We start from the raw sequence: 26,118 nt of genomic DNA, 5'->3' as shown, positions 1-26,118 counted from the left end.
GGGAGTTCAGGAGAAAAACGAGGGTGAGCAACGGTAATAATGCTCTCCTTGATAGCATTGTTAAGCTCCAGTTTCTTGCAGCTTGCTACATACCGCTTGGATCAAAAACCTAGACGAGTAAAAAATCCATCATGTCCGCTTCGGGTCAATCGCGTGACTTTGACAGCGCGCCGCGAACTTCAGGCTAAGTCCGCATTCCGCCGAAAGCGGAAGTAGATCACGTCTGGCCAGCCGCTAACCCTCACCCTCCAAAATCCGGCTGCCACTCGCGCATTTCCCGCGCCGCCCCTGTGACCGCACCGATGGAAGCAAACGACGTCGGCTCCACCATCATCGCCCGCGCCAGGCGCAGGCTTCGCGCTTCGCAGACGGCGCGAAGCTTCGGCTCCTCGATCAGCTCGAAGTCGATATTGTGCGCGAGACCGAGGATGCGGCGGATGATCTTTGCCGCGGCAAACCCGACGGTGTCGCCGAACAATCGCGCCATGTAGGCCTGCCGTTCGGCCTCGAGGCGAACAGCACCATCCGCGCCGGCAAACAGCGATGCCGGATAGGCATCGCCCTTCGCTTCGGTGCGCCACAACCCGACGAATTTTCGCGCAAATTCCGCCCATACGCCCTCGACCGTCTGCAGCAGCCACGCTTCGAAGGCGCGCCTATCGCCAGGCGACGTTTCGTGGCCGCTGGAGGCCAGATAGCCCATGAGGAGATTTGCGATCACCGCGCCGATATCGAACCCCATCGGCCCATAGAACGCGAATTCGGGATCGATCACCTTCGTCTCGCGCTCGGTCACCATGATCGAGCCGGTATGGAGGTCGCCGTGAATCAGCGCTTCCGGCGAGGCCATGAACTTCAGCTTGAGCCTGGAGATCGCGACATGAAGATCGAGGTCGCCGCGAAAGCGCGCCGCGGTCGCATCCAGCCAGGGCTGTGTCCAGCGGTTCTGTTCGGCGACGCGGTAGGGATCGGTGAAGATCAGATCCTCGGTGATCTTGCACAGCGCATGATTGCCGGCAAAGGCGGCAATGCCCTCCTTCTTCTCCGCGGCGGGGACCGCAAGATCGGAGCTGAAGAACAGCGTTCGCGCCAGAAAATTCGTGATGTCTTCGACGAACCGCGGATAGCTGGTTCCGGCCACCAGCCCCTTGCGCATGATGATATGCGGCTCGAGAAACTCCATCGCGATCAGGGCAAGCGCCGCATCGTGGTGGAGCACCGCCGGCACCAGGGCGGGCGCCAGCCGGGCCTGATGGGTGAGCGCCAGATGTTCGTAGTGCGAGCGCGACAGCGGCAGCGGCCAGCTCTCGCCGACCAGCCGCACATAGGGCAGCGCCTGCTTGACGGCGATGCTGCCAGCCCCGCCGCGCACGATGAAGACGAGGTTGAGGTTGCCGTCGCCGACCTCGCTGATCGACCACGCTGCCGGCACACCGCCAAGCTGGCTTGCGATCGTGGGAAGCTGCGCAAGGTAGTCGCGCAGATCGGCTTCCCGCAGAATTCGGTATTGGTCCGGCCGGGGGATATCCAACACTCGCCCTTGTGCGGTCATCGGTCGTCGCCTCCGGTTGCTGGCGCGTGAAGTTCGGCTTCAGTCCCGCTCGAGGAAGTTGGAACCGATGTCAGCCTTTTTCTTGATCGGATCGTAGTCGCAGTAGACGCTGTCGGCGACCAGCGTGTAGCTCGCGATGATCGTGTCCTTGTTGAGCTTGACCGCATTCAGGCCGATCGCCGCGGTCTGTTTGCCGCCGGTCCATTTGAACGGCGTCGAGCTCTGTGCTTTCTCGCAGGCCACGACGGCGTCGGGAAAGACCGCCTGCTCGACGAAGGCTTTCACCGTTCGAAGCTGGTTCAGCGTCTTCCAGTTCATGTAGAACGACCCGCCAAGGCCGGCGGCGAGCAGGATCACCAGCGCGATCATGATGCGTTGGAAACTCATTCTTGTTCTCCCGGCACGCTAACGCTTGGCCTCGCCGCGCCGCCTGTATGCATTGAGGTACTCAAATTGCTCCTAGAACGGCGTCCCCATCAGCTTGGCCAGCCGCTCGATATTAAGGAATCCCTGATAATAGGCCCACATCGCGATCGCAAAAATGACCGCCGATATGATCGTGGTCCAGATCAGCTTGCGGCCCATCCGCGCCAGGACCGGCGCGCCGGGATCCGTGCCGGGAGCGCCCTCGCCGTCCTCGTGCTGGCTGCGAACGCCGAACGGCAGCGTCACGAACAGCACGACCCACCACAATACGAAGTAGATCGCGAACATCGTCGAGATGTTGTAGACCATGAGGGTTCAGGCCTGTTCGATTTCGACGAGCGCGCCGGAAAAATCCTTCGGATGGAAAAACAACACCGGCTTGCCATGGGCGCCGATCTTCGGCACGCCGTCACCGAGCACGCGCGCCCCCTCGCTGATCAGCTTGTCGCGCGCCGCAATGATATCGGGCACGTCGTAGCAGATGTGATGGATGCCACCGTCGGCGTTGCGCTCGACGAATTTGGCGATCGGTGAGGCGTCGCCGAGCGGCTGGATGAACTCGATCTTGGTGTTGGGCAGCGTCACGAACACGGTGATGACGCCATGCTCCGGCAGCGGCACCGCTCCAGAGATTTCGGCGCCGAATGCGCCGCCATAAATCCTGGCTGCCTTCTCGGCGTCCTTGACCGCGATCGCGACATGATTGAGCCGGCCCAGCATCGTTGCTCCTCCTCTAGTACCCAATTCCGCGGAACACGCGCTAGATCGTCAGCACATGCACGAGGCAGATCGGCTTCTTGCCCCAATGTTCGTTCAGCACGGCACGTACCGCGCGGCGCACCGATTCCGCTGTCGCGTCCGCATCGCGCCGCCGCGCCCGCGGCAGGCCTTCCACCGTCGATACCACCACATCGAACACGATGTCGTCGAGGGGCTCGCCGGCCGTATTCTTCTCGGGGATGCCGACCAGATCGACCTCGGGATCATCGGCCAGCTCGCCCTTGTCGGTCATCGCGATCGCCACGAAGGCACAGCCGGCAAATCCCATCCGCCGCCGCTCCACCACGGCGCGCGACTTGGAATCCTCCAGGATGGTGCCGTCCTTGTAAATACGGCCCGAAGGCAGTTGGTCGATGATGCCGGGGTCGCCGGGGCCGAGCTTGACCAGGTCGCCGTTGCGGCAAATCAACACTTTCGGGACGCCGGCCGTGCGCGCCAGCTTGGCATGCTCCGCCAGATGCAGGGCTTCGCCATGCACGGGGATCAAGAGCTGCGGACGCACCCAGGAGATCATGTCTCGGAGCTCGTCGCGGCGCGGATGGCCGGAGACATGGACCAGATCGGTGCGGTCGGTGATGACCTCGATGCCCTGCGTGACCAGGCCGTTGATGATGCTGCCGACCGCCTTCTCGTTGCCGGGAATGGTGCGCGAGGAGAAGATCACGCAGTCGCCCTTGTTCAGGGTCACCTGCGGATGGTCGTCATTGGCGATGCGCGCCAGCGCCGCGCGCGGCTCGCCCTGGCTTCCCGTGCACAGCGCCAGCACCTTGTCCGGCGGGAAATGGCCGTAGAGATCAGCGCCGCGGAAACTCTGGACGCCGTCGAGATAACCGGTTTCACGCGCGACCTGCACCACCCGTTCCATGGCGCGGCCGACCACGACCACTTCGCGGTCGGCGGCCTTGGCGGCGTCCGCGACCGCCTTCAGGCGCGCGACGTTGGAGGCGAAGGTGGTGACGGCGACCCGGCCCTTGGCGGCCTTTACCAATTTCGTAATGGTGGCGGCGACCTCGGTTTCCGAAGGCGAGCGCCCGTCCCGCACCGCATTGGTGGAATCGCCGACCAGCGCCAGCACGCCCTCGTCGCCCAGTTCGCGCAGGCGCCGCTCGTCGGTCGGCAGGCCGATGATGGGCGTCGGATCGATCTTCCAGTCGCCGGTGTGCAGCACGGTGCCGACCGAAGTGTGGATCGCCAGCGCGTGCGATTCCGGAATCGAATGCGCAACCGGGATGAATTCGACGTTGAACGGGCCGAGATGGACACGTCCCCCTGAAGGCACCACCGTGACCGGGATTTTCGGCGGATTACGCTCGGCCGCCAGTTTGGCCTCGAACAGGGCCGCGCTGAACTTGGTCGCGTAGATCTTGCACTGCAGCTTCGGCCAGAGGTCGATGATGGCCCCGAAATGGTCCTCATGGGCGTGCGTCAGCACCAGCCCCATCAGGTTCTTGCGTTCCTTCTCCAGGAAGCGGATGTCGGGCATGATCAGGTCGATGCCCGGCAGATGCTCCTCGTCGCCAAAGGAGACGCCGAGATCGACCGCAAGCCAGGACCGCTCGTGGCGGTTGCCGAGCCCGTAGATCGACAGGTTCATGCCGATCTCCCCGACGCCGCCGAGCGGCGCAAAGGTCAGTTCATCTGGTCTAGCCATCAGGCAGCTCCCACGGAGGCCGCCGAGCCAAAATAAACCTCGCCCGCGGCGATCGGGAGGTGTTTGCCTTCTGCGGTCCGGACGATCAGGCAGCCGCTTTCATCTATCGTGTCGAACGTGCCTGCGATAGTCGCAGTTCCGGTCTGGATGGCGACCGGCTCGCCGAGGCCGGCAGCGCGCGCCAGCCACAGCCGGCGGATTTCGGCAAAGCCGCGACCATTGTCCCAGATACCGCGGAACTCGACCCAGGCGTCCGACAGCACGGCGAACAGCTCCTCGGCGCCGTCATGGACACCCAGCGCCGCCAGCGAAATGGCCGGCGTCGGCGTGCCCGTGGGGGCTGCGACCACATTGGTACCGATCCCGACCACGACAGCCAGCCGGTTGCCGGCGACAGCTTCGGCTTCGAGTGAAATACCGACCAGCTTCTGCTTCTCAACGAGCACGTCGTTCGGCCATTTCAGCTGGAATTTCAACGGGTCAGAGCCGGCCCTTCGCAGATTGGCTTCGATGCTCACCTGCTGCAGGGCGCTTGCAATCGCGAGCCCGGCGGCAAAGCCCAATGTCGCGGCGGTCGCGGGCGGGACGTCGATGACTTCGAGAACGCTGCTGGCGAGGTTGCCGCGCGGCGCGATCCAGGCGCGCTGGCGCCGTCCCTTTCCGGCCGTCTGTTCCGTGGTGGCAAACCACATCGAGCCGCGCTCGCCCTCGCGGGCGTGCGCCATGGCCTCGGTGTTGGTCGAACCGACCTGGTCAAAGGCGGCGAGACGGTAACCCGCCGATATAGCCCGGGGACCGAGCGCGAAGGTCATTTCAAATTTCTGCGCATGATCTTCTCCGAAAACCGGTTTCCACTTTTCGGGATCATGCGCGCTAAAACAGCGACTTCGCCGCGGCCGCGGCGACGCTGACCAGCAGCCCCGGATAGACGAAGAAGAAGATGGTGAAGACGCCGGTGATCGCCAGCACCGCACGCAATTCGGTGCGCATCGGATCGAGCTGGCCCTCCGGCTCGTCGAAATACATCACCTTGATGATGCTGAGATAGTAGAACGCGCCCACGACGCTGGCGAGCACGCCGACCACAGCGAGCGTGAACAGGCCTGCCTTGATCGCGGCAACGAACACGTACCATTTGGCGAAGAAGCCCGCGAGCGGCGGAATGCCGGCCAGCGAGAACAGCAGCATCGCAAAGACGAAGGCGAGCAGCGGATTGGTGCGCGACAGGCCGGCAAAGTCGCTGATCTGCTCCATCGGCTGGCCGTTGCGCTTCATGGTCAGGATGACCGAGAAGGTGCCGAGCGTCATCGCGACATAGATCGCGATATAGACCAGCACGCCCTGCGCGCCCTCGACGGTGCCGGACGCGAGCCCGACCAGCGCAAAACCCATGTGGCCGATCGAGGAATAGGCCATCAGGCGCTTGATGTTCTTCTGCCCGATGGCGGCGAACGAGCCCAGCACCATCGAGGCGATCGCCACGAACACGATGATCTGCTGCCACTGCGAGACGATGCCCGGGAATGCCGTCAGCGCCACCCGCGTAAACACCGCCAAGGCCGCGACCTTCGGCGCAGAGGCAAAGAACGCGGTTACCGGCGTCGGCGCGCCCTCGTAGACGTCGGGCGTCCACATGTGGAACGGCACGGCCGAGACTTTGAAGCAGAGGCCAGCGAGCAGGAACACCAGGCCGAACACGAGCCCGATATTGCCGGTCTTCGCAGCCGCCGCGATGCCGGCGAAGCTGACGGTGCCGGTAAAGCCGTAGATCAGCGAGGCGCCGTACAGCAGCATGCCCGAAGACAGCGCGCCGAGCACAAAATACTTCAGGCCGGCTTCGGTGGACTTGGCGTTGTCGCGGTTGCTGGCGGCGACCACGTAGAGCGCCAGAGACATCAATTCCAGCCCGAGATAGAGCATGATCAGGTCACCGGCCGAGATCAGCACCATCATGCCGAGGCTCGAGAGCAGCACCAGGATCGAAAATTCAAAGGTCCGCCGCGACGGGTCGGAGAGGAATTCGGCCGACAGGATCAGGGTTGCGCCCGAGCCGATCAGCGCCAGAATCTTCAGGAACCGCGCGAAGTCGTCGACAATGAAGCTGCCGCCGAAGGTCGTGAGCTTGCCGGCCGGCAACATCAGCTCCAGCGCGCCGGTCACCACCAGCAGGCATATCGCAAGGGTGGTGACGAGCCGGGTCGTCCCCTCGCCGCCACGATAGGCGCCGAGCATCAGCAGCGCCATGGCACCCGCGGCCAGCACCAGCTCCGGCAACACCGGCAGCAACTGATAACCTGCACTCTGGAAGCTCATGGTGGCGGCCTTAATTGATCAACGCGGCTGCCTTCACGGCAGTCACGGCGGTGTTGTAATTGTTGACGAGTTGCTGAACCGAGGCCGCCGACATGTCGAGCACCGGTTTCGGATAGACGCCGAACAGGATGGTGAGGAACACCAGCGGGAACAGCATCAGGCCTTCGCGGAACGTGAGGTCCTTGATGCTCGCGAGCGCCGGTTTTGTGAGCGTGCCGAACACCACCTTGCGATAGAGCCAGAGCGCGTAGCCCGCCGACAGGATCACGCCGAGCGTGGCGAAGGTCGCGGTCGGGATCGAGACCTTGAAGGTGCCGAGCAGCGTCATGAATTCGCCTACGAAGCCGCTGGTGCCGGGCAACCCGACATTAGCCATGGTGAAGACCATGAACACCAGCGCGTAGAGCGGCATCCGGTTCACCAGCCCCCCGTAGGCGGCGATTTCGCGGGTATGCATGCGGTCGTAGACGATGCCGACGCACAGGAACAGCGCGCCGGAGACGATGCCGTGCGAGATCATCTGGAACACGCCGCCGGCCACGCCCTGCGTGGTGCCGGCGAAGATGCCCATGGTGACGAAGCCCATATGCGCCACCGACGAATAGGCGATCAGCTTCTTGATGTCTTCCTGCATCAAGGCCACCAGTGAGGTGTAGATGATCGCGATCGCCGACAGCGTGAAGATGATCCAGGCGAAATCATGCGACGCCAGCGGGAACATCGGCAGCGAGAAGCGCAGGAAGCCGTAGCCGCCCATCTTCAACAGGATCGCGGCCAGGATCACCGAGCCCGCGGTCGGCGCCTCGACGTGCGCGTCCGGCAACCAGGTGTGCACCGGCCACATCGGCATCTTGACCGCGAACGATGCAAAGAACGCCAGCCACGCCCACGTCTGCAGACTGCGCGGCACCGCGGTGTTCATCAGCGTCGGGATGTCCGTCGTGCCGGCGTTCCAGTACAGCGCCATGATGGCGAGCAGCATCAAGACCGAGCCGAGCAGCGTGTAGAGGAAGAACTTGAAGGACGCGTAGACCCGGCGCGGGCCGCCCCAGACGCCGATGATCAGGAACATCGGAATCAGGCCGCCCTCGAAGAACAGGTAGAACAGCACGAGGTCGAGCGCCGAGAAGGTGCCGATCATCAGCGTTTCCAGCAGCAGGAACGCCATCATGTATTCGCGCACCCGCATCGTCACCGATTTCCAGCTCGCGATGATGCAGAGCGGCATCAAGGCGGTGGTCAGGATCACGAACGGCAGTGAAATGCCGTCGACACCCATGTGGTAGGTGATGCCGCTCGCCAGCCACGACGCCTTTTCGATGAACTGGAAGTCCGGATTGGTCGCATCGAAGCGCCAGACCAGGATCAGCGAGACTGCAAAGGTGACCAGCGTGGTCCACAGCGCGATCCAGCGCGAGTTGCTTCTCGCCGCCTCGTCGTCGCCGCGGCTGATGTAGATCACCAGCGCGCCGAACAGCGGCAGGAAGGTGACGACCGAGAGGATGGGCCAGGTTGTCATCACTGGCCTCCCAAGCCGAACATGAACCAGGTGATTAGTCCGGCAACCCCGATCAGCATCGCGAACGCGTAGTGATAGAGGTAGCCGGTTTGGATCTTCACGACGTTGCGGGTGACGTCGAGCACCCTTGCGGAAATGCCGTCGGGGCCGAAGCCGTCGATGACATAGCCATCGCCCTTCTTCCACAGGAAGTGGCCGATCCACTTGGCCGGGCGAACGAAGATCAGGTCATAGAGCTCGTCGAAGTACCATTTGTTGAGCAGGAACTGGTAGAGCATCGGGTGCTGACTGGCGAGTTCGACCGGCAGATAGGGCCGGCGAATATAGAAGACGTAGGAGATGTAGGCGCCTACCACCATCATCACGGTCGGCAGATACGCGATCCACGCCGGGATGTGGTGCATTTCTTCGATGATGTTGGGGTGCATCTTCAGCGATTCACGGAAGAACTCGGCCACGCCATGGCCCGCGAACAACTCCTTGAACGGGAAGCCGGCCAGGATCGAGCCGGCGGCGAGGACGCCGATCGGGACCAGCATCCACAGCGGCGCCTCGTGGGCGGCTTCATAATGCGCCTGGTCGTGCGGCTCGCCGTGGAAGGTCTTGAAGATCAGACGCCAGGAATAGAACGAGGTCAGGCCGGCTGCGACCACCGTCATCAGGAAGCCGTACATCGCGAACGGATTATGCGAGACGAACGCAGATTCGATGATCGCATCCTTGGAGAAATAGCCGGCGGTGAGCGGGAATCCGGTCAATGCCAGCGTACCTATCACCATCACGATATAGGTGAAGGGAATCCGGTCCTTCAGCCCGCCCATGTTGCGGATGTCCTGCTCGTGATGCATCGCGTAGATGACCGAGCCTGAGCCTAAGAACAGCAGCGCCTTGAAGAAGGCGTGCGTGAACAGATGGAAGATGCCGACCGAGTAGGCCCCTGCCCCCATCGCCACGAACATGTAGCCGAGCTGCGAACAGGTCGAGTAAGCGACGATGCGCTTGATGTCGTTCTGCACGAGGCCGATCGTCGCCGCAAAGAAGGCGGTGGTGGCGCCGAAGAACATCACCACGGCCTGCGCATTCGGCGCCAGCTCGAACAGCGGCGACAGGCGCGCCACCATGAACACGCCGGCGGTGACCATGGTCGCGGCATGGATCAGCGCCGAGACCGGCGTCGGGCCTTCCATGGCGTCCGGCAACCAGGTGTGCAGCAGGAACTGGGCGGATTTGCCCATCGCGCCCATGAACAGCAAGAGACACGTCAGCGTCAGCGCGTCGGCCTGCCAGCCGAACACGTCGATGGTCTTGCCGGCGAGCCCCGGCGCGCCCGCGAAGATGGTTTCGAAATCGGTGGACTTGAGCAGCATGAACACGGCGAAGATGCCGAGCGCAAAACCGAAATCGCCGACGCGGTTGACTACGAAGGCCTTGATCGCCGCCGCATTGGCCGACGGCTTCTGGTACCAGAAGCCGATCAGCAGATAGCTGGCGAGACCAACGCCTTCCCAGCCGAAGAACATCTGCACCAGATTGTCCGAGGTCACCAGCATCAGCATCGCGAAGGTGAACAGCGACAGATAGGCAAAGAAGCGCGGCCGGTGCGGATCCTCGTCCATGTAGCCGATGGAATAAAGATGCACGAGCGCCGAGACGGTGTTGACCACGACCAGCATGACCGCCGTCAGCGTATCGACGCGCAGCGACCACGCGACCTGCAGATCGCCGGAATTGATCCAGGGGAACAGGGCAATGCGGACGTCATGGTGCATGAAGCCGACGTCGACCAGCGTGACCCAGGACAGCCCGGCCGAAATCATAAGCAGGCCGGTCGTGATCAGTTCGGCCGCGCGGGAGCCGGCGGCCGGCGGTTCCGCCACGTGGTGGTCGTCATGGCCGTGGTCATCGTGGCCATGGTCGTCATGGGCGGCTGACGCATGCGCGTGCGCGTCGTGCCCATGATGCCCGTCATCATGATGCTCGACGGTGTCGCCGCTCGGGTTGCGCGCATGCGCCCCGAACAGCGCGATCAGGCCGGCCAGAATGGCGCCCAGCAGCGGCAGAAAGACGATTGCCTGAACCATCAACGTTTTCCCTTGCGCATGATCTCCTGACAAACGAAGTCGTTTGTCTGGGAAAACCGGCGTCCACTTTTCCGGATCATGCGCCGTCAGCCCTTCATCAAATTAACGTCTTCAACCGCGATCGAACCGCGGTTGCGGAAATACACCACCAGCACCGCAAGACCGATCGCGGCCTCGGCTGCGGCGACCGTCAGCACCAGCAGCGCAAACACCTGGCCGACGATGTCGCCGAGGAAGGTCGAGAACGCCACCAAATTGATGTTGACCGAAAGCAGGATCAGCTCGATCGACATCAGGATGACGATGATGTTCTTGCGGTTGAGGAAGATGCCGAGGATCCCAAGCGTGAACAGGATGGCGCCGACCGAGAGGTAGTGTCCGAGCCCGATCGTCATTTCACCCACTCCGCCGCGTCCGCGTCCTGCAGGCCCTGCCCCGCGGCCACCTTGCGCACGCTCATCGCGAGCTCCGGTGTACGCGCGTTCTGCACGTTGATGTCCTGCCGCTTGACGCTGACCTTGTGGCGCAGCGTCAGCACGATGGCGCCGATCATGGCGACCAGCAGCACCATGCCGGCGAGCTGGAAGTAATGGATGTACTTCGTATAGAGCACGAGGCCGAGCGCCTCGGTGTTGCTGATATTGGCCGGGATCGCCGCCGTGATGTTCTTGGTCACGGACGGATTGATCGCCCAGCCGCCGACGACAAGCAGCAGCTCGAACACGAAGATGCCGCCGATCACGAGCCCGATCGGCAGATATTGCATGAAGCCTTCGCGCAGTTCGACGAAGTCGACGTCGAGCATCATGATCACGAACAGGAACAGCACCGCGACCGCGCCGACATAGACCACGATCAGCATCATGCCGAGGAATTCAGCGCCCATCAGGATGAACAGGCCCGAGGCGTTGACGAAGGCCAGGATCAGATACAGCACGGAGTGGACGGGATTGCGCGAGACAATCACCATCACCGCCGACGCCACGCAGATGCCGGCAAACAGATAAAAGAACAGCGCGGGAAGGATCATGCCCTCACCTCACCGGTACGGCGCGTCGAGTTCGATCGATTTTGCAATCTCACGCTCCCAACGGTCGCCATTGGCGAGCAATTTCGCCTTGTCATAATACAGTTCCTCGCGGGTCTCGGTCGCGAATTCGAAATTCGGTCCCTCGACGATGGCATCGACCGGGCAGGCTTCCTGGCACAGGCCGCAATAGATGCATTTCACCATGTCGATGTCGTAGCGCACGGTGCGGCGGGTGCCGTCGTTGCGGCGCGGGCCGGCCTCGATGGTGATGGCCTGCGCCGGGCAGATCGCCTCGCACAGCTTGCAGGCGATGCAGCGCTCCTCGCCGTTGGGATAGCGGCGCAGCGCATGCTCGCCGCGGAAGCGCGGCGAGATCGGGCCCTTCTCGAACGGATAGTTCAGCGTCGGCTTCGGCTTGAAGAAGTAGCGCATGGCGAGGAAGAACGCCGATACGAACTCGGTCAGGAGAAGCGAGCGGGCTGTTGCGTTGATATTGACACTCATAGCGACCTCATTTCGGCGCGAGCCCTGCGAATTGCAGGACCCCGGCGACGATCACCACCATCGCCAGCGACAGCGGCAGGAACACCTTCCAGCCGAGCCGCATCAGTTGATCGTAGCGGTAGCGCGGCACGATCGCCTTCGCCATCGCGAACATGAAGAACATGAAGAACACTTTCAGCGCGAACCAGATGATCCCGGGCACCCAGGTGAACGGTGCATAGGGCACCGGCGGCAGCCAGCCGCCCAGGAACAGGATCGTCGCCAGCGCGCACATCGTGGTGATCGCGACGTATTCGCCGAGCATGAACAGCAAATACGGTGTCGAGCCGTACTCGGTCATGAAGCCCGCGACCAGCTCCGACTCGGCTTCGACGAGGTCGAACGGCGGCCGGTTGGTTTCGGCCAGCGCCGAGACGTAAAAGATCACGAACATCGGAAACAGCGGCAGCCAGTACCAGCCGAGCAGCCCGAACCTGGTGTTCTGCGCCTGCACCACGTCGGTCAGGTTCAGCGAGCCGACGCACAACAGCACCGTGATGATGACGAAGCCGATCGAGACTTCGTAGGACACCATCTGCGCCGCCGAACGCAGCGCGGCGAGGAACGGGTATTTCGAGTTCGACGACCAGCCGGCCATGATGATGCCGTAGATCGACAGCGACGAGATCGCAAAGATGTAGAGCACGCCGACATTGATGTCTGATATCACCCAGCCGAAATCCATCGGGATCACGGCCCAGGCCGCCAGCGCCAGCACGCAACTGACCAGGGGCGCGAGCAGGAACACGCCCTTGTTGGAGCCGGAGGGAATAACCGGCTCCTTCAGCACGAACTTCAAAAGATCGGCGAAGGATTGCAGCAGGCCCCACGGGCCGACGACGTTGGGACCACGGCGGATCTGCACCGCCGCCCAGATCTTGCGGTCGGCAAGCAGGATGTAGGCGATCGCGATCAGCAGCACGACCAGCAGCAGCAGGCTCTGCGCGACCATGATGATCAGCGGCCAGAGGAAACCGGTCCAGAACGAGCTTGCGAAGAATTCAGCCATCAGGTCACGCTCACTCCGCTGCCGTCAGCATTTGCCCGGACGCCAGCCGGGAACATTCCGCCATCACCGCCGACGCGCGTGCGATCGGGTTGGTGAGGTAGAAATCCTCGACCGACGTCTTGAACGGCGTCTTGTCGACGCTGCCGCCCTTGCCGGCCAGCGCCTTGATATCGTCCGCCTTGCCGGGCTCGATCTGGTCGATCCGGATCAGATGCGGCACAGCCTTGACCAGCGCCTGGCGCAACGCCTGAAGCGAGTCATAGGGCAGCTTCTTGCCCAGCACGTCCGACAGCGCGCGGACGATCGCCCAGTCCTCGCGCGCTTCGCCCGGCGGGAACGCGGCGCGGTTGGCAATCTGCGCCCTGCCCTCGGTGTTGACGTAGATGCCGGATTTTTCGGTATAGGCCGCGCCCGGCAAAATGACGTCAGCGCGATGCGCGCCGCGGTCGCCATGGGTGCCGATATAGACCACGAAGGTTCCATCCGGCACCTTGACGTCATCGGCGCCGAGCAGGAACAGCACGTCGAGCGTGCCGAAGGTGGTCATTTGCGCGAGATTCAGGCTGCCCTTGCCGGCCGCAAAACCGATATCGAGCGCGCCCGCACGCGACGCCGTGTCCTGCAGCACGCCAAAACCGTTCCAGCCGTCCTTGAGTGCGCCGACGTCGACCGCGAGTTTGGCAGCGAGCGCCAGCACCGCCGCGCCGTCATGACGCGCCAGCGAACCGGCGCCAACCAGCACGATCGGGTTCTTGGCGCCCTTGAGCACCTCGGTGAATGAATGCTTGCCGGCCGCGAGATCACCGAGCGAATCCGTGCCGGCGCCGAGATAATCGTAATCATAGGTCAGGTCGGCCTTGGCGCCGATGACGCCGACCTTGAGCCTGCCCGTGCGCCAGCGCTTGCGGATGCGGGCGTTGAGGACGGCGGCTTCCTTGCGCGGGTTCGATCCCACGATCAGCAGCGCGTCGGCCTGCTCGATCCCGGCAATGGTCGGGTTGAAGATATAGGACGCGCGGCCTGCCTTGGGATCGAAGGCGTCGCCGCCCTGCACCGCGAGATTGCTTGAACCGCACTTGGCCAGCAGTTCCTTCAGCGCGAACATTTCTTCGACCGCGGCAAGGTCGCCGGCGATCGCACCGATCCGCTTGCCGTCGATCCGGCCGGTCTTGGCGGCGATCGCCGCAAACGCCTCCGACCAAGATGCGGCGCGGAGCTGGCCGTTCTGGCGGATATAGGGCCGGTCGAGCCGCTGGGTCCGCAGGCCGTCGACGATGTGACGGGTCTTGTCGGAAATCCATTCCTCGTTCACCGCCTCGTTGATGCGCGGCAGGATCCGCATCACCTCGCGGCCGCGGGTATCGACCCGGATCGCCGAGCCGACGCCGTCCATCACGTCGACCGACTGGGTCTTGCCGAGCTCCCAGGGCCGTGCCGCAAAGGCATACGGCTTCGAGGTCAACGCGCCGACCGGGCAGATGTCGACGAGGTTGCCCTGCAACTCCGAAGTCAGCGCCGATTCCAGATAGGTCGTGATTTCCATGTCTTCGCCGCGGCCGGTCGCGCCCATTTCCGGCGCGCCGCAGACTTCGGCGGAGAAGCGGACGCAGCGCGTGCACTGGATGCAGCGGTTCATCGAGGTCTTGACCAGCGCGCCGAGATACTTGTCTTCGACCGCGCGCTTGTTCTCGGCAAAGCGCGAAGTGTCGACGCCGTAGCCCATCGCCTGGTCCTGCAAATCGCACTCGCCGCCTTGATCGCAGATCGGGCAATCCAGCGGATGGTTGATCAGCAGGAATTCCATCACGCCTTCGCGCGCCTTCTTCACCATCGGCGAACGCGTCGAGATTTCCGGCGGCTCGCCCTTCGGACCCGGACGGCAATCGCGCACGGCCCAGGCGCAGCTGGCCACCGGCTTCGGGCCGCCCTTCACCTCGACGAGGCACATCCGGCAATTGCCGGCGATCGACAGCCGCTCGTGGTAGCAGAAGCGCGGAATTTCGGCGCCCGCGGCCTCGCACGCCTGCAGCAGCGTGTATTCCGCGGGGACATCGATTTCTTTGCCATCGACGATGAGTTTGGTCATTGCGATCTCAAGTCTTTCCGAGCTTGCAGTCGGGTGGTGTAACGCTTGATGTCTTCAGCGACGCCTTGATCCATTGCTGGGTCTCGGCGCCATAGGTGGCGAGATAGGCTGGCTGCGCCGCGTTCTTATCGCACAGGAACGGCAGATGCGGTTTCAGGTCGTAATCGCAGGAAGCCAGCCACTCGCGCTTTCCCGCGAACGCGCCGAGCGCTTCCTCGCAGGCGTAGAGGAAGTACGTGACAAAACTCTCGTACTGGACCTGCTCGTCGCCGCCGCCGGCCTTGATCTTCTCGTAGTCCGGCTGCGCGAATTTCGGATTCTTGAACGCCAGATCGGTGTAGCCCAGAAACGCCTGCCGCGCGCTGGTCGCGCGGTTGCCGGTGCGGATCTCGTTGATCTGGAACAGGATCGCAACAAAGCCGAGCAGCGCCACGGTCGCCTGCGCCATCTGCGCCAGCGTTCCGTATCTCTGCCACCAGAAGCTCGGTTGCGACATCGACATCACTCCGCCGCGACCATGTTGACGGGGTCGCGCACGCCGATATCGTCGATGTCGGCCTTGTGCGAATACTGATCGATACGCTCTTCGATCTCGTGACGGAAATGCGCGATCAGGCCCTGGATCGGCCACGCCGCGGCGTCGCCCAGCGCGCAGATGGTATGGCCTTCGACCTGCTTGGTCACCTCCAGCAGCATATCGATTTCGCGCTTGTGGGCGCGGCCGTCGGCCATGCGCGTCAGCACCCGCCACATCCACCCCGTGCCTTCGCGGCACGGCGTGCACTGGCCGCAGCTCTCATGCTTGTAGAAATAGGAGATGCGCGCGATCGCCCGGATCAAATCGGTCGACTTGTCCATCACGATCACAGCGGCGGTGCCGAGGCCGGAGCGCAGCTTGCCGAGGCTGTCGAAATCCATCGGTGTATCGATGATCTGTTCGGCCGGCACCATGCGCACCGACGAGCCGCCGGGGATCACAGCCTTGAGATTGTCCCAGCCGCCGCGAATGCCGCCGCAATGACGCTCGATCAGTTCGCGGAACGGAATCCCCATCGCCTCTTCGACGTTGCAGGGCCGCTCGACATGACCGGAAACACAAAACAGTTTGGTGCCGACATTGTTGGGCCGGCCGATCGCGGCGAACCATGCCGCGCCACGGCGCAGGATATCGGGCGCGACCGCAATCGACTCGACGTTGTTGACGGTGGTCGGGCAGCCATAGAGACCGACATTGGCCGGGAATGGCGGCTTCAGCCGCGGCTGGCCCTTCTTGCCCTCGAGGCTTTCCAGGAGCGCGGTCTCTTCGCCGCAGATATAGGCGCCGGCGCCGTGCGCGACATAGATGTCGAACGGCCAGCCATTGAGGTTGTCCTTACCGACCAGCTTGGCGTCATAGGCCTGGTCGATCGCGGCCTGCAGATGTTCGCGCTCCCGGATGAATTCGCCGCGCACATAGATGTAGCAGGCATGCGCGTTCATCGCGAAACTTGCGAGCAAACAGCCCTCGACCAGGAGATGCGGATCGTGCCGCATGATCTCGCGGTCCTTGCAGGTGCCGGGCTCGGACTCGTCGGCATTGACGACGAGATAGCTCGGCCGGCCGTCGGTGGACTCCTTGGGCATGAACGACCATTTCAGCCCGGTCGGAAAACCCGCCCCGCCGCGCCCGCGCAGGCCGGAGGCCTTCATCTCGTTGATGATCCAGTCGCGGCCCTTGTCGATGATCGATTTGGTGCCATCCCAGGCGCCGCGGCGGCGTGCACCCTCAAGGCCCCAATCGTGCAGGCCGTAGAGATTCTTGAAGATGCGATCCTTGTCGTCGAGCATGACCAGAACTTTCCGGGATCAACGTTTTGACTGAGAGTAAGCGAGCCCCGCGGCGCATCCGCCGAAGGTCAGCGCCCACAACAAAGCGGAATCAAGCGAGGCGCCCAGCGCGTAGCGCTGCAGCAGAAAAATGAACGTGGCCGCGGCCAGGGCGTGAAGGGTCATCAACTGCCAGGTTTTCATCGCAGCGGCCCTCCCCGGCCCGCCCGCTCGCAAAGTGCGACCGCGCGTCATGTGGTTTCCTTCAGCGTCGTCGGTCCGCCTACCGGCGCCGAGAACTGACGGTCGATCTGCGGTCCAGGCTTCGGCGGATTGCCGGAAGCAAAGCCGTCCAGCACCTTGCCGAAGTTTTCCTTGTTCAGGTCCTCGTAGGTATCCTTCCAGATCAGCACCATCGGCGCGTTGACGCAGGCGCCCAGGCACTCGACCTCTTCCCAGCTGAAATTGCCGTCTTTCGACAAGTGGAAGGGATCGTGATGGATGCGGCTCTGGCACACCTTGATGATGTCTTCCGCGCCGCGCAGGCGGCACGGCGTGGTGCCGCAGACCTGGACATGGGCTTTCTTGCCGACCGGCTGCAGCTGGAACATGGTGTAGAAGGTCGCGACCTCGAGCACGCGGATGTAGGGCATATCCAGGAGATCGGCGACCGCGCGGATCGCGGCTTCCGAAACCCAGCCCTCATGCTGCTCCTGCACGCGCCACAGGATCGCGATTACCGCGGACGCCTGGCGTCCGGGCGGATATTTTTCGATCTGCTTTTTCGCCCAGGCGAGGTTCTCCTCGGAGAACGTAAAGCTCGCGGGCTGCAGTTCCTTTGGTGCGAGGCGGCGGACGGACATCGTTCAGTCTCTCATTGCGCGCGGGGCTGCGGCTTTCGCATTGAGCGCGTTGATCCGGTCGAGCCAGAATGCGCTTGCGGTGCCGAACACGTTGTAGCCGACGTGGGTTGAAACCTTGATGCGATCGAGGATGGAAAGGTCGGTCACGGTTTCAAGGCGATTGCTGCGCGGATCGTAGACGATCAGCTTCAGCGGGGTCTGGTCGAGGATGTAGCGCGAGACGGTATGCTGCGGATCGTTGCCGTGCTCCTCGCACAGGATCACGCTGTCGCTCTCCAGCAGCCGCTTGCCGCCCTTCATGGCCTCGATCTCGACGCCTTCGACGTCGAGCTTGATCAGGAATTTTCCGCCGGCCGTGACCTTGCCGTCGTCGAGCAGATTGTCGAGCGCAATGACCGGCACTTCCTCGCCGCCGGTCTGGTCGCCGGCGATGCTGAAGGCTTCATGCTTGGTGCCGCTCAATCGCGCGGTGCCGCGCGCCGCGCCGATCGCGCATTTCATCACGTCAAAGCGGTTGCCGTTGAGCCTCGCGTTGTTGGCAAGTTTTGGAAAATTCTGCCCCGACGGCTCGATCGCGATCGCCTTGTGCGAACCGAACGGCTTGCTCGAGACCAACACCGACCAGTAGCCGTAATTGGCGCCGCAATCGAGCAGCGTGTAGTCGACGTCGGCGGAATGCTTGAACAGCAATTCGAGTTCGTCCTCATAGGCGAACGTGCGGTTGAGCAGTTTGCTCCAGTAGCCGTCGCCATAGGGGAATGCGAACGTCGCGTCCGCATTCAGCCTGACGTCGATGTCGCGCGCGGGCAACGTCCTGCGCAGCAGATTGGCGCACATATTGTAGCCGCGATGCGAAAAGTTCGACGATATTTTCGATCCCAGCGTCAGCGCAACCGCAGCCAGCCGCTCCCACGGGTTGGCGCCGTCAAGCGCACCCGAAGCCCGGTCAAACTGGATTGGCGGCTGCGCCATCACTAGTGGACCTCACTCAGTTCTTGGCAAGAGTTGACGCGCGAACGCGAACCACTACGCTCGCTGACTAACTGCACACAGACGACCGCCAGCTTCTCGCGAATCCAAACCTCGTAGCGCGAATAACCGTCAGCCATGTCTTGAGGGCTTTCTGCCTTATATTTGAGGGTCCAGCCTTCCTTCGATATTTGGCCTGGACACCAGCGGGCGCCCGTCGGGCTGCCGTCACAAGCCGCGCGGAATGCTTGCGATAGCTGCGCATGCGCGCCGCCGATCAGGCCAAACGTGCCTGCGAGTATCGCGGTCAGCGCAACCATCCTCATCGATCGACCTCTCCGAACACGATGTCGAGCGAACCGAGGATGGCCGAGACGTCGGCGAGCAGATGGCCCTTGCAGATGTGGTCCATCGCCTGCAGATGGGCAAAGCCCGGCGCGCGGATCTTGCACTTGTAGGGCTTGTTGCTGCCGTCGGCGACCAGGTAGACGCCGAACTCGCCCTTCGGCGCCTCGACCGCGGCGTAGACTTCGCCGGCCGGCACGCGAACGCCCTCGGTATAGAGCTTGAAGTGATGGATCAGCGCTTCCATCGAGCGCTTCATTTCGCCACGACGCGGCGGCGCGATCTTGTTGTCCTCGACGACGACAGGCCCCTGCCCGTCCGGCGCCCGCAGCTTGGCGATGCACTGCTTCATGATGCGCACCGACTGGCGCATCTCTTCCATGCGGATGCAGTAGCGGTCGTAGCAGTCGCCGTTCTTGCCGATCGGAATGTCGAAATCCATCTCGGCATAGCATTCGTAAGGCTGCGCCTTGCGCAGATCCCAGGCCGCGCCGGAGCCGCGCACCATCACGCCGGAGAAACCCCACTCCCAGGCTTCCTTCAGCGGCACCACGCCGATATCGACGTTGCGCTGCTTGAAGATGCGGTTGCCGGTGAGCAGCGTTTCGAGGTCGGCGACGACCTGCAGGAACGGATCGCACCAGGCGTCGATGTCGTCGATCAGTTTTGGTGGCAAATCCTGATGCACGCCGCCGAGGCGGAAGTAAGCCGCATGCATGCGCGAGCCGGAGGCGCGCTCGTAGAACACCATCAGCTTTTCGCGCTCTTCAAAACCCCACAGCGGCGGGGTCAGCGCGCCGACGTCCATCGCCTGCGTGGTGACGTTGAGCAGATGCGACAGGATGCGGCCGATCTCGCTATAGAGCACGCGGATCAATTGCCCGCGGCGCGGCACCGTGATGCCAAGCAGCTTTTCCGCTGCGAGGCAGAACGCATGCTCCTGGTTCATCGGCGCGACGTAATCGAGCCGGTCGAAATACGGGATCGCCTGCAAGTACGTCTTCTGCTCGATCAGCTTTTCGGTGCCGCGATGCAAGAGCCCGATATGCGGATCGACGCGGGCGACGACTTCGCCATCAAGCTCCAGCACCAAACGCAGCACACCGTGCGCTGCCGGATGCTGCGGTCCGAAATTGATCGTGAAATTGCGAAGATTCTGTTCGTTCATGGTCAGGCCTTCGGCTCCGCCTTCTCGTCGCCGGGCAGCGGATAATCGGCGCCTTCCCATGGCGAGAGGAAATCGAACTTGCGGAATTCCTGGTTGAGACGGACGGGTTCGTACAGCACCCGCTTCTCCTGGTCGTCGTAGCGCACCTCGACGAAGCCGGTGAGCGGGAAATCCTTGCGCAGCGGATGGCCGTCGAAGCCGTAATCGGTCAGCAGGCGGCGCATGTCGGGATGGCCGGTGAAGATCACGCCATAGAGATCGTAGCATTCGCGCTCGAACCAGTCGGCGCCGGGAAACACGTCGATGATCGAGGGCACCTGCGTGGTCTCGTCGGCCTCGGCGCGCACGCGGAGGCGACGGTTCAGCACAGGCGACAGGAAGTGATAGATCACGTCGAAGCGCTTTTCGCGGCCGGGATAATCCACCGCCGTGACGTCGATGATGCTGACGAAACGGCAGGCGGGATCGTCGCGCAGGAATTTGACGACCTCGACGATTTTGGTCGCATCGATCGTGATCGTGAGTTCGTTGTACGCGACCGCATGGCCGCTGACCGCACCCGGAAGCGCGCTAACAATCGTCTGCCCCAAGGCGTCGAGCTTGCCGTCATCCATTGACCTGAAACCTTAGCGTTCGATGGTGCCGATGCGCCGGATCTTCTTCTGCAGCAGCAGCACGCCGTAGAGCAACGCTTCCGCCGTCGGCGGGCAGCCGGGCACGTAGATGTCGATCGGCACGATCCGGTCGCAGCCGCGCACGACCGAGTAGGAATAGTGATAATAGCCGCCGCCATTGGCGCACGACCCCATCGAGATCACGTAGCGGGGCTCCGGCATCTGGTCGTAGACCTTGCGCAGCGCCGGCGCCATTTTGTTGGTCAGCGTACCCGCAACGATCATGACGTCGGACTGCCGCGGCGAAGCGCGCGGCGCAAAGCCGAAGCGCTCGACGTCGTAACGCGGCATCGACACCTGCATCATCTCGACGGCGCAGCAGGCGAGACCGAACGTCATCCACATCAGCGAGCCGGTGCGCGCCCAGGTGATGAGATCGTCGGTCGCGGCGACGAAGAAGCCCTTGTCCGAAAGCTCGTGATTGACCTCGAGGAAGTACGGGTCATTGGCGCCGACCGGCTTGCCGGTAGAGGGATCGATAATGCCGGTCGCGGCCGGCGCGATCACCGGCGAAGACCCGTGCGATACGGCGGTGGGGCTCAATCCCATTCGAGCGCGCCTTTCTTCCATTCGTAGGCAAAGCCGACCGTGAGGACGGCGAGGAACACCATCATCGACCAGAAGCCGGTGGCGCCGAGCTTGCCGAAAGCCACCGCCCACGGAAACAGGAACGCCACCTCGAGGTCGAAGATGATGAAAAGGATCGCCACCAGGTAGAAGCGGACGTCGAACTTCATGCGGGCGTCATCGAAAGCGTTGAATCCGCATTCATAGGCGGAAAGCTTTTCCGGATCCGGCTGCTGGAACGCGACGAGGAACGGGGCGATCAACAGCGCCAGACCGATCAGGCTTGCCACCCCGACAAACACTATAAGTGGAAGGTAATTCTGCAGGATGCCGTTCATCGGCGGGACCTTTTCCTGCGGTTTCGGACAGCCGCAGATTCGCTGATTGGAATTATTCTTGAGGCTTAGCGCAGCGCAACAGAGGGCGCAAGACAAGCTATTTTGTGGTTTAACCGGCGCTCCCACGCCGTGGACAACTCAGGAAAGAAGGGCGTTGCCGTCGCCACCCCGGCCTGCGTTTCGCGCCGTGCTCCACGCGCAATCCATCCATGCGAACCCTGCTCATGCGGCGCGCAATTGGTGTGCCGATCAACCAACAGGATGTCCGGGCTCGCCGCTCCGGTGTTCGCGATGTGCATGCTGACGCAGGATTTCAAAACCAGGGCGTCGCTTCCGCCTCGGGCCGATTTTTGGCGATCGCACACACGTCGCCGAGCATGCGAGCGCTGGCGTACGCGATCATCCTGAGTGACCGCCAAACTGCATTGGCCGGGGCGTCGGCCCGCTCGCGTCCGGCATGATCAACGGACGAACTAAAGAACGACCATGGCGCAGGCGCTCCGCACTATTCGCTTCTGCCGGCCGAGGTCACGTGTAGGCGCGCTGCTGTTCATCTCGTCCGGTGTCGATACGCGCGGACATCAAACAAACGGGTAAGCAGCCGATCTCGTCTTATCCTATTGTTATTGCTTATATTTCATCTCGGCCTGGCTGGATTATGCCTTCGCCGCGCAACAGGGAACCGCCTAAGGACCCGAAAAGGCGCAAAACCGCCCCAAAAACCCGCCGGACGAAACCATTTCACGGAATCCACGAAACCGTCCCGAAACAGACGAGGCGTACATCTCTTGCCCATCAGATGGCGCATAGACGCCTCGGAGGCATCACATGAACCACTCAATTCACTCGGCAGACCGTTCGACCCACCTGAAGATCGTGGTTGTGGCGCTCGTGGCTGGTATCGCGGTGGCAGCTTTCGGCATCTCGGCGCGCACCAATTCGGAATACACCCAGACGGCCCAGACCCAGGTCGTGAAGGCGGGCAAGCCGGTGGTCATCACCAGCTCGCAGACCTCGACGGTCCGCTAAGGGATTTTGTTCTCAGCACCGGCAAGACGGCCGCCTTCGGGCGGCTTTTTTGTTGGCCGCGCCGCCACTTCTGCCGCACGCTGGAACTATCGGGCCGCGTTTGAGCGCAACCGAGTTCCAGTCCGACGATAGGGGGATTTGTCATTAAGCCATTGAAAAATGGCGCGAGAGACGGGACTCGAACCCGCGGCCTCCGCCGTGACAGGGCGGCGCTCTAACCAACTGAGCTACTCCCGCGGATGCGTAATCACGTCTTGATCCGCGCAGAAGCGAGGACTTAAAGGCCCTCCTTGTTTTAGTCAAGGACGTTGCGAATCCCCTTGTCAAATGGGCCTTTTTGCGATGCCGATGCGAATAATGGCCTATTTGCAGGCAAAACAGCGTAGGCACCCGCCTCCCGAATCGTTTAAGGCCTGATACGCCTAAGTTTCCGTAAAGCCATTCATCACCGAGGAGGGCCGAATATGGCGAAGAAAGCAGCGACTCCGGCGACGATCACGCTGAAGCATCTGGCAGCGGCTATCGCCGAGGACCAGGAATTGTCCAAGAAGCAGGCTGAATCGATTCTGAGCGACATGGTCACCATGATCACCAAGCACCTGAAGAAGGGCGAGCGCATCCGTATCGTCGGTCTCGGCATTCTCCAGGTTCGCAAGCGCGCCGCCCGCATGGGCCGCAACCCCGCCACGGGCGAAGCGATCCAGATCAAGGCCAGCAAGAAGGTTGCCTTCCGCGCGGCCAAGGAACTCAAGGAAGCCGTTTAAGTCACGGTACTTCCGATCCGAAATTCAAGCGCCGTTCCGGGGGCTCGGAATGGCGCTTTTCTGTTATAGAGCGCCGTCGTTTCTCAAATCCGGTTGCGGTTGTCATGCTGGCTTCGCCCCTCGCCTTTACCCACGGTGTCACCGAGCGCTTCCTGCGCTATGTCGTGATCGACACCCAGTCGGATCCGGCCTCGCCGACCTGCCCTTCCACCGAAAAGCAAAGAGACCTCGGTCGCGTGCTCGCGGCCGAACTCAAGGCAATGGGCCTCTCCGACGCCCATCTCGACGAGCACGGCTATGTCTACGCCACCATTCCGGCCAACACCGACAAGCAGGTGCCGGTGATCTGCTTCTGCTCGCACATGGACACCTCGCCGGATTGCAGCGGCAAGGACGTCAAGCCGCAGATCGTGCGCAATTACCGTGGCGGCGACATCGTGCTGCCGGGGGATACGACGCAGGTGATTCGATTCGCCGATCATCCGGCGCTTGCCGACCAGATCGGCAACGACATCGTCACCACAGACGGCACCACGCTATTGGGCGCCGACAACAAGGCCGGTCTTGCCGAGATCATGGATGCCGCGCAGTTCCTGATCGACAATCCGCAAGTGAAGCACGGCGCCATCAAGATCCTGTTCACGCCGGACGAGGAGATCGGCCGCGGCGTCGACAAGGTCGATTTGAAAAAGCTCGGCGCCGACTTCGCCTACACGATGGATGGCGAGACCGCCGGGAATATCGAGGACGAGACGTTTTCGGCCGACGGCGCCACCATCACCATCGAGGGCGTCAGCACCCATCCGGGTTTTGCCAAGGGCAAGATGGAGCACGCCATCAAGATCGCCGCCGCCATCGTCGATCGCCTGCCGAAGGAAACCTGCTCGCCGGAGACCACCGAGGGCAAGCAGGGTTTTCTGCATCCGATCGGCATTTCCGGTGCGCTGGAAAAAGCCACCGTCGGCTTCATCGTGCGTGATTTCACCGACGAGGGCTTGAAGGAAAAAGAGGCGCTGCTGGAGGGCATCGTCAAGGACGTGATGAAAGACTATCCGCGCTCGACCTACCGGATGGAGGTCAAGCACCAGTACCGCAACATGAAGCAGGTGATCGACCGCCACCCCGAAATCGTCACGTACGCGATCGAGGCGATCCGCCGCGCCGGCCTGACGCCGGTGCGCTCATCGATCCGCGGCGGCACCGACGGCTCGCGGCTGTCGTTCATGGGACTGCCCTGCCCCAACATCTTTGCCGGCGAACACGCCTTCCACTCGCGGCTTGAATGGGTCAGCGTTCAGGACATGGAGAAAGCCGTGCAGACCATCGTCCATCTGGCGATGATCTGGGAAGAAAAGGCCTAGCTGACGAGCGGGAGCGATCGTGTGAAAATCAGAAGTTCGATTTGTGTTGTGTGGTTGTTCGCGTTTGGTGCAGCGCCTTCCCTGGCGCAAACCTCAGCCGAGAAAGTCACCGTGAGCTCCCTGCTCGCGCAGGACTACGCAATCGCCGGGACCTCGGCGCCGGCGAGCGGCGGCGCCGGACTGTTTCTGCGCAAGGGTCCAAAACTCTATTTCTGCTTCGTTTCCGAGACCCGGCAATCGGCAACGGTTGCGACGGAATATTGCAAGCCGGTCGAGTAGCGGGGCCCGGACACAAATCGCGACAACCCCATGCAAAGTAACATGAGGCGCAGCTAGCGGTATTCAGGTAGCGCGCGCGGTGACGATCCAGATCGAACCGGGAAGCACCACCGTGTCGCCCTTGGCGAGCGGTGCCAGCGCTTCGCGGAGCGAGTTGATCGCCGCGTCGCGGAGTTCGGCCGGCTGGTCTTCCAGCGCGCGATGGGTGGGGCCGATTTCGAGGGCGCCCTGCACGGCCGCATCGAGGCCGCCTCCGATCGCGATATCCATCGAAAGCGGACATGCCTCCATCGCGATGCCGGTGAAGCCGGCGCCGCCGAGTATCCGGTGCACGCGCTCTTCGGAGGCGAACGCGAACGGGCCCGGATCTTCAGGTCCCTGCGGCGGCAGTTTCGGCACGTGTTTGTAGACCGCCTGCAGCGGCGCGATCATCCAGGGGTTTTCGCGCGGCTCGCGCCAGCAGGCGAAGGCCAGCCGCCCCGAAGGCTTCAGCGCCTTGCGCATGTTCGCAAACGACACCACCGGGTCGGCAAAGAACATCACGCCGAAGCGCGAAACCAGCAGATCAAAACTTGCGGGATCGAACGGGTAGACGGTGGCGTCCGCCTGAACGAAATCAACCGGCAAACCCTGCGGCGCACTCGCCCGCGCCCGCGCCAGCATCGGACCTGATATGTCGACGCCCAACGCATGACCTGATGGAGCAACCTTTTGCGCGAAGCCGATCGTCGTGACTCCGCTGCCGCACCCGATATCGATGACCCGCTCGCCCGGCTTGGGCTTGGCGCGATCGATCACAAGATCGGCGACGGGTCCAAGCAGAATGTCTTGCGCCTGTTGCCGGTCAGCCCAGCGCTGCCCGGCGGGACCGTTCCAGTAGGCGATCTGGTCGGCGTTTTGTTCGTGCCCGGTGGGGGATTCCATGTGGGGAATACTCATTGTTGGTCCGCCTTCGCTCTACGAGC

Annotated in this window: 29 protein-coding genes and 1 tRNA gene; 4 read left to right on the top strand and 26 right to left on the bottom strand. The window is 62.8% G+C overall.

What is annotated here, in order from left to right:
- Window positions 1–241: 241 nt before the first annotated feature.
- The 24 genes from mtnK to JQ609_RS08160 all read right to left on the bottom strand — a co-directional run bounded on the left by mtnK (window position 242) and on the right by JQ609_RS08160 (window position 21,720).
- Window positions 242–1,552, bottom strand: a complete 1,311-nt coding sequence (gene mtnK / locus JQ609_RS08275) for an S-methyl-5-thioribose kinase (protein ID WP_212272953.1) — start codon at window positions 1,550–1,552, stop codon at window positions 242–244.
- Window positions 1,553–1,591: 39 nt separating this feature from the next.
- Window positions 1,592–1,939, bottom strand: a complete 348-nt coding sequence (locus JQ609_RS08270) for a hypothetical protein (RefSeq protein WP_212208100.1) — start codon at window positions 1,937–1,939, stop codon at window positions 1,592–1,594.
- A 72-nt stretch (window positions 1,940–2,011) separates the two neighbouring features.
- Entirely contained in the window at window positions 2,012–2,287 is a 276-nt protein-coding gene (locus JQ609_RS08265; RefSeq protein WP_212272951.1) for a DUF1467 family protein, read from the bottom strand.
- 6 nt (window positions 2,288–2,293) lie between these two features.
- Entirely contained in the window at window positions 2,294–2,698 is a 405-nt protein-coding gene (gene mce / locus JQ609_RS08260) for a methylmalonyl-CoA epimerase (RefSeq protein ID WP_192733440.1), read from the bottom strand.
- 40 nt (window positions 2,699–2,738) lie between these two features.
- Window positions 2,739–4,409 carry a ribonuclease J gene (locus JQ609_RS08255; RefSeq protein WP_212272950.1) on the bottom strand — a complete coding sequence of 557 codons (1,671 nt, stop codon included), beginning with the start codon at window positions 4,407–4,409 and terminating at the stop codon, window positions 2,739–2,741.
- Window positions 4,409–5,221 carry a biotin--[acetyl-CoA-carboxylase] ligase gene (locus tag JQ609_RS08250; RefSeq protein ID WP_212272948.1) on the bottom strand — a complete coding sequence of 271 codons (813 nt, stop codon included), beginning with the start codon at window positions 5,219–5,221 and terminating at the stop codon, window positions 4,409–4,411. Before JQ609_RS08250 ends, JQ609_RS08255 begins: the two co-directional genes overlap by 1 nt.
- Window positions 5,222–5,282: 61 nt before the next feature.
- On the bottom strand, window positions 5,283–6,722 hold the full coding sequence (gene nuoN, locus JQ609_RS08245) for an NADH-quinone oxidoreductase subunit NuoN (RefSeq protein ID WP_212208105.1): 1,440 nt from the start codon (window positions 6,720–6,722) through the stop codon (window positions 5,283–5,285).
- A gap of 10 nt (window positions 6,723–6,732) precedes the next feature.
- Window positions 6,733–8,241 carry an NADH-quinone oxidoreductase subunit M gene (locus JQ609_RS08240; RefSeq protein ID WP_212208106.1) on the bottom strand — a complete coding sequence of 503 codons (1,509 nt, stop codon included), beginning with the start codon at window positions 8,239–8,241 and terminating at the stop codon, window positions 6,733–6,735.
- Window positions 8,241–10,322 (bottom strand): NADH-quinone oxidoreductase subunit L, encoded by a 2,082-nt coding sequence (nuoL, locus tag JQ609_RS08235; RefSeq protein ID WP_212272946.1) that lies wholly within the window; start codon window positions 10,320–10,322, stop codon window positions 8,241–8,243. The genes JQ609_RS08240 and nuoL overlap by 1 nt, the downstream gene beginning before the upstream one ends.
- A gap of 86 nt (window positions 10,323–10,408) precedes the next feature.
- The gene (nuoK, locus tag JQ609_RS08230; protein ID WP_028162793.1) at window positions 10,409–10,717 is read right to left on the bottom strand and encodes an NADH-quinone oxidoreductase subunit NuoK; all 309 of its coding nucleotides are present in this window, start codon (window positions 10,715–10,717) and stop codon (window positions 10,409–10,411) included.
- Window positions 10,714–11,352, bottom strand: a complete 639-nt coding sequence (locus tag JQ609_RS08225) for an NADH-quinone oxidoreductase subunit J (RefSeq protein ID WP_192733446.1) — start codon at window positions 11,350–11,352, stop codon at window positions 10,714–10,716. Before JQ609_RS08225 ends, nuoK begins: the two co-directional genes overlap by 4 nt.
- Window positions 11,353–11,361: 9 nt before the next feature.
- On the bottom strand, window positions 11,362–11,856 hold the full coding sequence (nuoI, locus tag JQ609_RS08220) for an NADH-quinone oxidoreductase subunit NuoI (RefSeq protein ID WP_192733447.1): 495 nt from the start codon (window positions 11,854–11,856) through the stop codon (window positions 11,362–11,364).
- A gap of 7 nt (window positions 11,857–11,863) precedes the next feature.
- Window positions 11,864–12,904 (bottom strand): NADH-quinone oxidoreductase subunit NuoH, encoded by a 1,041-nt coding sequence (gene nuoH / locus JQ609_RS08215; protein WP_212208108.1) that lies wholly within the window; start codon window positions 12,902–12,904, stop codon window positions 11,864–11,866.
- A gap of 10 nt (window positions 12,905–12,914) precedes the next feature.
- Entirely contained in the window at window positions 12,915–14,990 is a 2,076-nt protein-coding gene (gene nuoG / locus JQ609_RS08210) for an NADH-quinone oxidoreductase subunit NuoG (RefSeq protein WP_212272945.1), read from the bottom strand.
- A 7-nt stretch (window positions 14,991–14,997) separates the two neighbouring features.
- Window positions 14,998–15,486 carry a hypothetical protein gene (locus JQ609_RS08205; RefSeq protein WP_212272944.1) on the bottom strand — a complete coding sequence of 163 codons (489 nt, stop codon included), beginning with the start codon at window positions 15,484–15,486 and terminating at the stop codon, window positions 14,998–15,000.
- Between the two features lie 5 nt (window positions 15,487–15,491).
- Entirely contained in the window at window positions 15,492–16,817 is a 1,326-nt protein-coding gene (gene nuoF, locus JQ609_RS08200; protein WP_212001216.1) for an NADH-quinone oxidoreductase subunit NuoF, read from the bottom strand.
- Between the two features lie 18 nt (window positions 16,818–16,835).
- On the bottom strand, window positions 16,836–17,051 hold the full coding sequence (locus tag JQ609_RS08195; RefSeq protein WP_212272943.1) for a hypothetical protein: 216 nt from the start codon (window positions 17,049–17,051) through the stop codon (window positions 16,836–16,838).
- Window positions 17,048–17,659, bottom strand: a complete 612-nt coding sequence (gene nuoE, locus JQ609_RS08190; protein ID WP_212208113.1) for an NADH-quinone oxidoreductase subunit NuoE — start codon at window positions 17,657–17,659, stop codon at window positions 17,048–17,050. Before nuoE ends, JQ609_RS08195 begins: the two co-directional genes overlap by 4 nt.
- Window positions 17,660–17,662: 3 nt before the next feature.
- Complete coding sequence (locus tag JQ609_RS08185) at window positions 17,663–18,631, bottom strand: FkbM family methyltransferase (RefSeq protein WP_212208114.1); 969 nt, start codon at window positions 18,629–18,631, stop codon at window positions 17,663–17,665.
- 2 nt (window positions 18,632–18,633) lie between these two features.
- A complete protein-coding gene (locus tag JQ609_RS08180) occupies window positions 18,634–18,954 on the bottom strand; it encodes a hypothetical protein (protein ID WP_212272942.1) in 321 nt (106 codons plus the stop codon).
- Window positions 18,951–20,141 (bottom strand): NADH-quinone oxidoreductase subunit D, encoded by a 1,191-nt coding sequence (locus tag JQ609_RS08175; protein ID WP_192733455.1) that lies wholly within the window; start codon window positions 20,139–20,141, stop codon window positions 18,951–18,953. The genes JQ609_RS08180 and JQ609_RS08175 overlap by 4 nt, the downstream gene beginning before the upstream one ends.
- A gap of 2 nt (window positions 20,142–20,143) precedes the next feature.
- Complete coding sequence (locus JQ609_RS08170) at window positions 20,144–20,755, bottom strand: NADH-quinone oxidoreductase subunit C (RefSeq protein ID WP_212208115.1); 612 nt, start codon at window positions 20,753–20,755, stop codon at window positions 20,144–20,146.
- Between the two features lie 12 nt (window positions 20,756–20,767).
- Entirely contained in the window at window positions 20,768–21,364 is a 597-nt protein-coding gene (locus tag JQ609_RS08165; protein WP_192733457.1) for an NADH-quinone oxidoreductase subunit B family protein, read from the bottom strand.
- Entirely contained in the window at window positions 21,355–21,720 is a 366-nt protein-coding gene (locus JQ609_RS08160) for an NADH-quinone oxidoreductase subunit A (protein WP_192733458.1), read from the bottom strand. Before JQ609_RS08160 ends, JQ609_RS08165 begins: the two co-directional genes overlap by 10 nt.
- A gap of 828 nt (window positions 21,721–22,548) precedes the next feature.
- On the opposite strand from JQ609_RS08160, the gene JQ609_RS08155 reads away from it, so the two are divergent.
- The gene (locus tag JQ609_RS08155) at window positions 22,549–22,749 is read left to right on the top strand and encodes a hypothetical protein (RefSeq protein WP_212208116.1); all 201 of its coding nucleotides are present in this window, start codon (window positions 22,549–22,551) and stop codon (window positions 22,747–22,749) included.
- 160 nt (window positions 22,750–22,909) lie between these two features.
- On the opposite strand, the gene JQ609_RS08150 is transcribed toward JQ609_RS08155, so the two are convergent.
- A tRNA-Asp gene (locus tag JQ609_RS08150) sits at window positions 22,910–22,986 on the bottom strand.
- 227 nt (window positions 22,987–23,213) lie between these two features.
- Between JQ609_RS08150 and JQ609_RS08145 the strand changes: the two genes are divergently transcribed.
- The 3 genes from JQ609_RS08145 to JQ609_RS08135 all read left to right on the top strand — a co-directional run bounded on the left by JQ609_RS08145 (window position 23,214) and on the right by JQ609_RS08135 (window position 25,153).
- Entirely contained in the window at window positions 23,214–23,513 is a 300-nt protein-coding gene (locus tag JQ609_RS08145; RefSeq protein ID WP_212208117.1) for an HU family DNA-binding protein, read from the top strand.
- Window positions 23,514–23,617: 104 nt separating this feature from the next.
- Window positions 23,618–24,874: a peptidase T gene (gene pepT / locus JQ609_RS08140; protein WP_212272941.1), complete on the top strand. Its 1,257-nt coding sequence runs from the start codon at window positions 23,618–23,620 to the stop codon at window positions 24,872–24,874.
- Window positions 24,875–24,985: 111 nt separating this feature from the next.
- Complete coding sequence (locus JQ609_RS08135; RefSeq protein ID WP_212208119.1) at window positions 24,986–25,153, top strand: hypothetical protein; 168 nt, start codon at window positions 24,986–24,988, stop codon at window positions 25,151–25,153.
- A 63-nt stretch (window positions 25,154–25,216) separates the two neighbouring features.
- On the opposite strand, the gene JQ609_RS08130 is transcribed toward JQ609_RS08135, so the two are convergent.
- Window positions 25,217–26,077: a class I SAM-dependent methyltransferase gene (locus tag JQ609_RS08130; RefSeq protein ID WP_212273167.1), complete on the bottom strand. Its 861-nt coding sequence runs from the start codon at window positions 26,075–26,077 to the stop codon at window positions 25,217–25,219.
- Between the last annotated feature and the right edge of the window lie 41 nt (window positions 26,078–26,118).

Source organism: Bradyrhizobium sp. AUGA SZCCT0169, from assembly GCF_018130085.1.
GTDB lineage: Bacteria > Pseudomonadota > Alphaproteobacteria > Rhizobiales > Xanthobacteraceae > Bradyrhizobium.
This window is presented reverse-complemented; position numbering and strand designations above follow the sequence as displayed.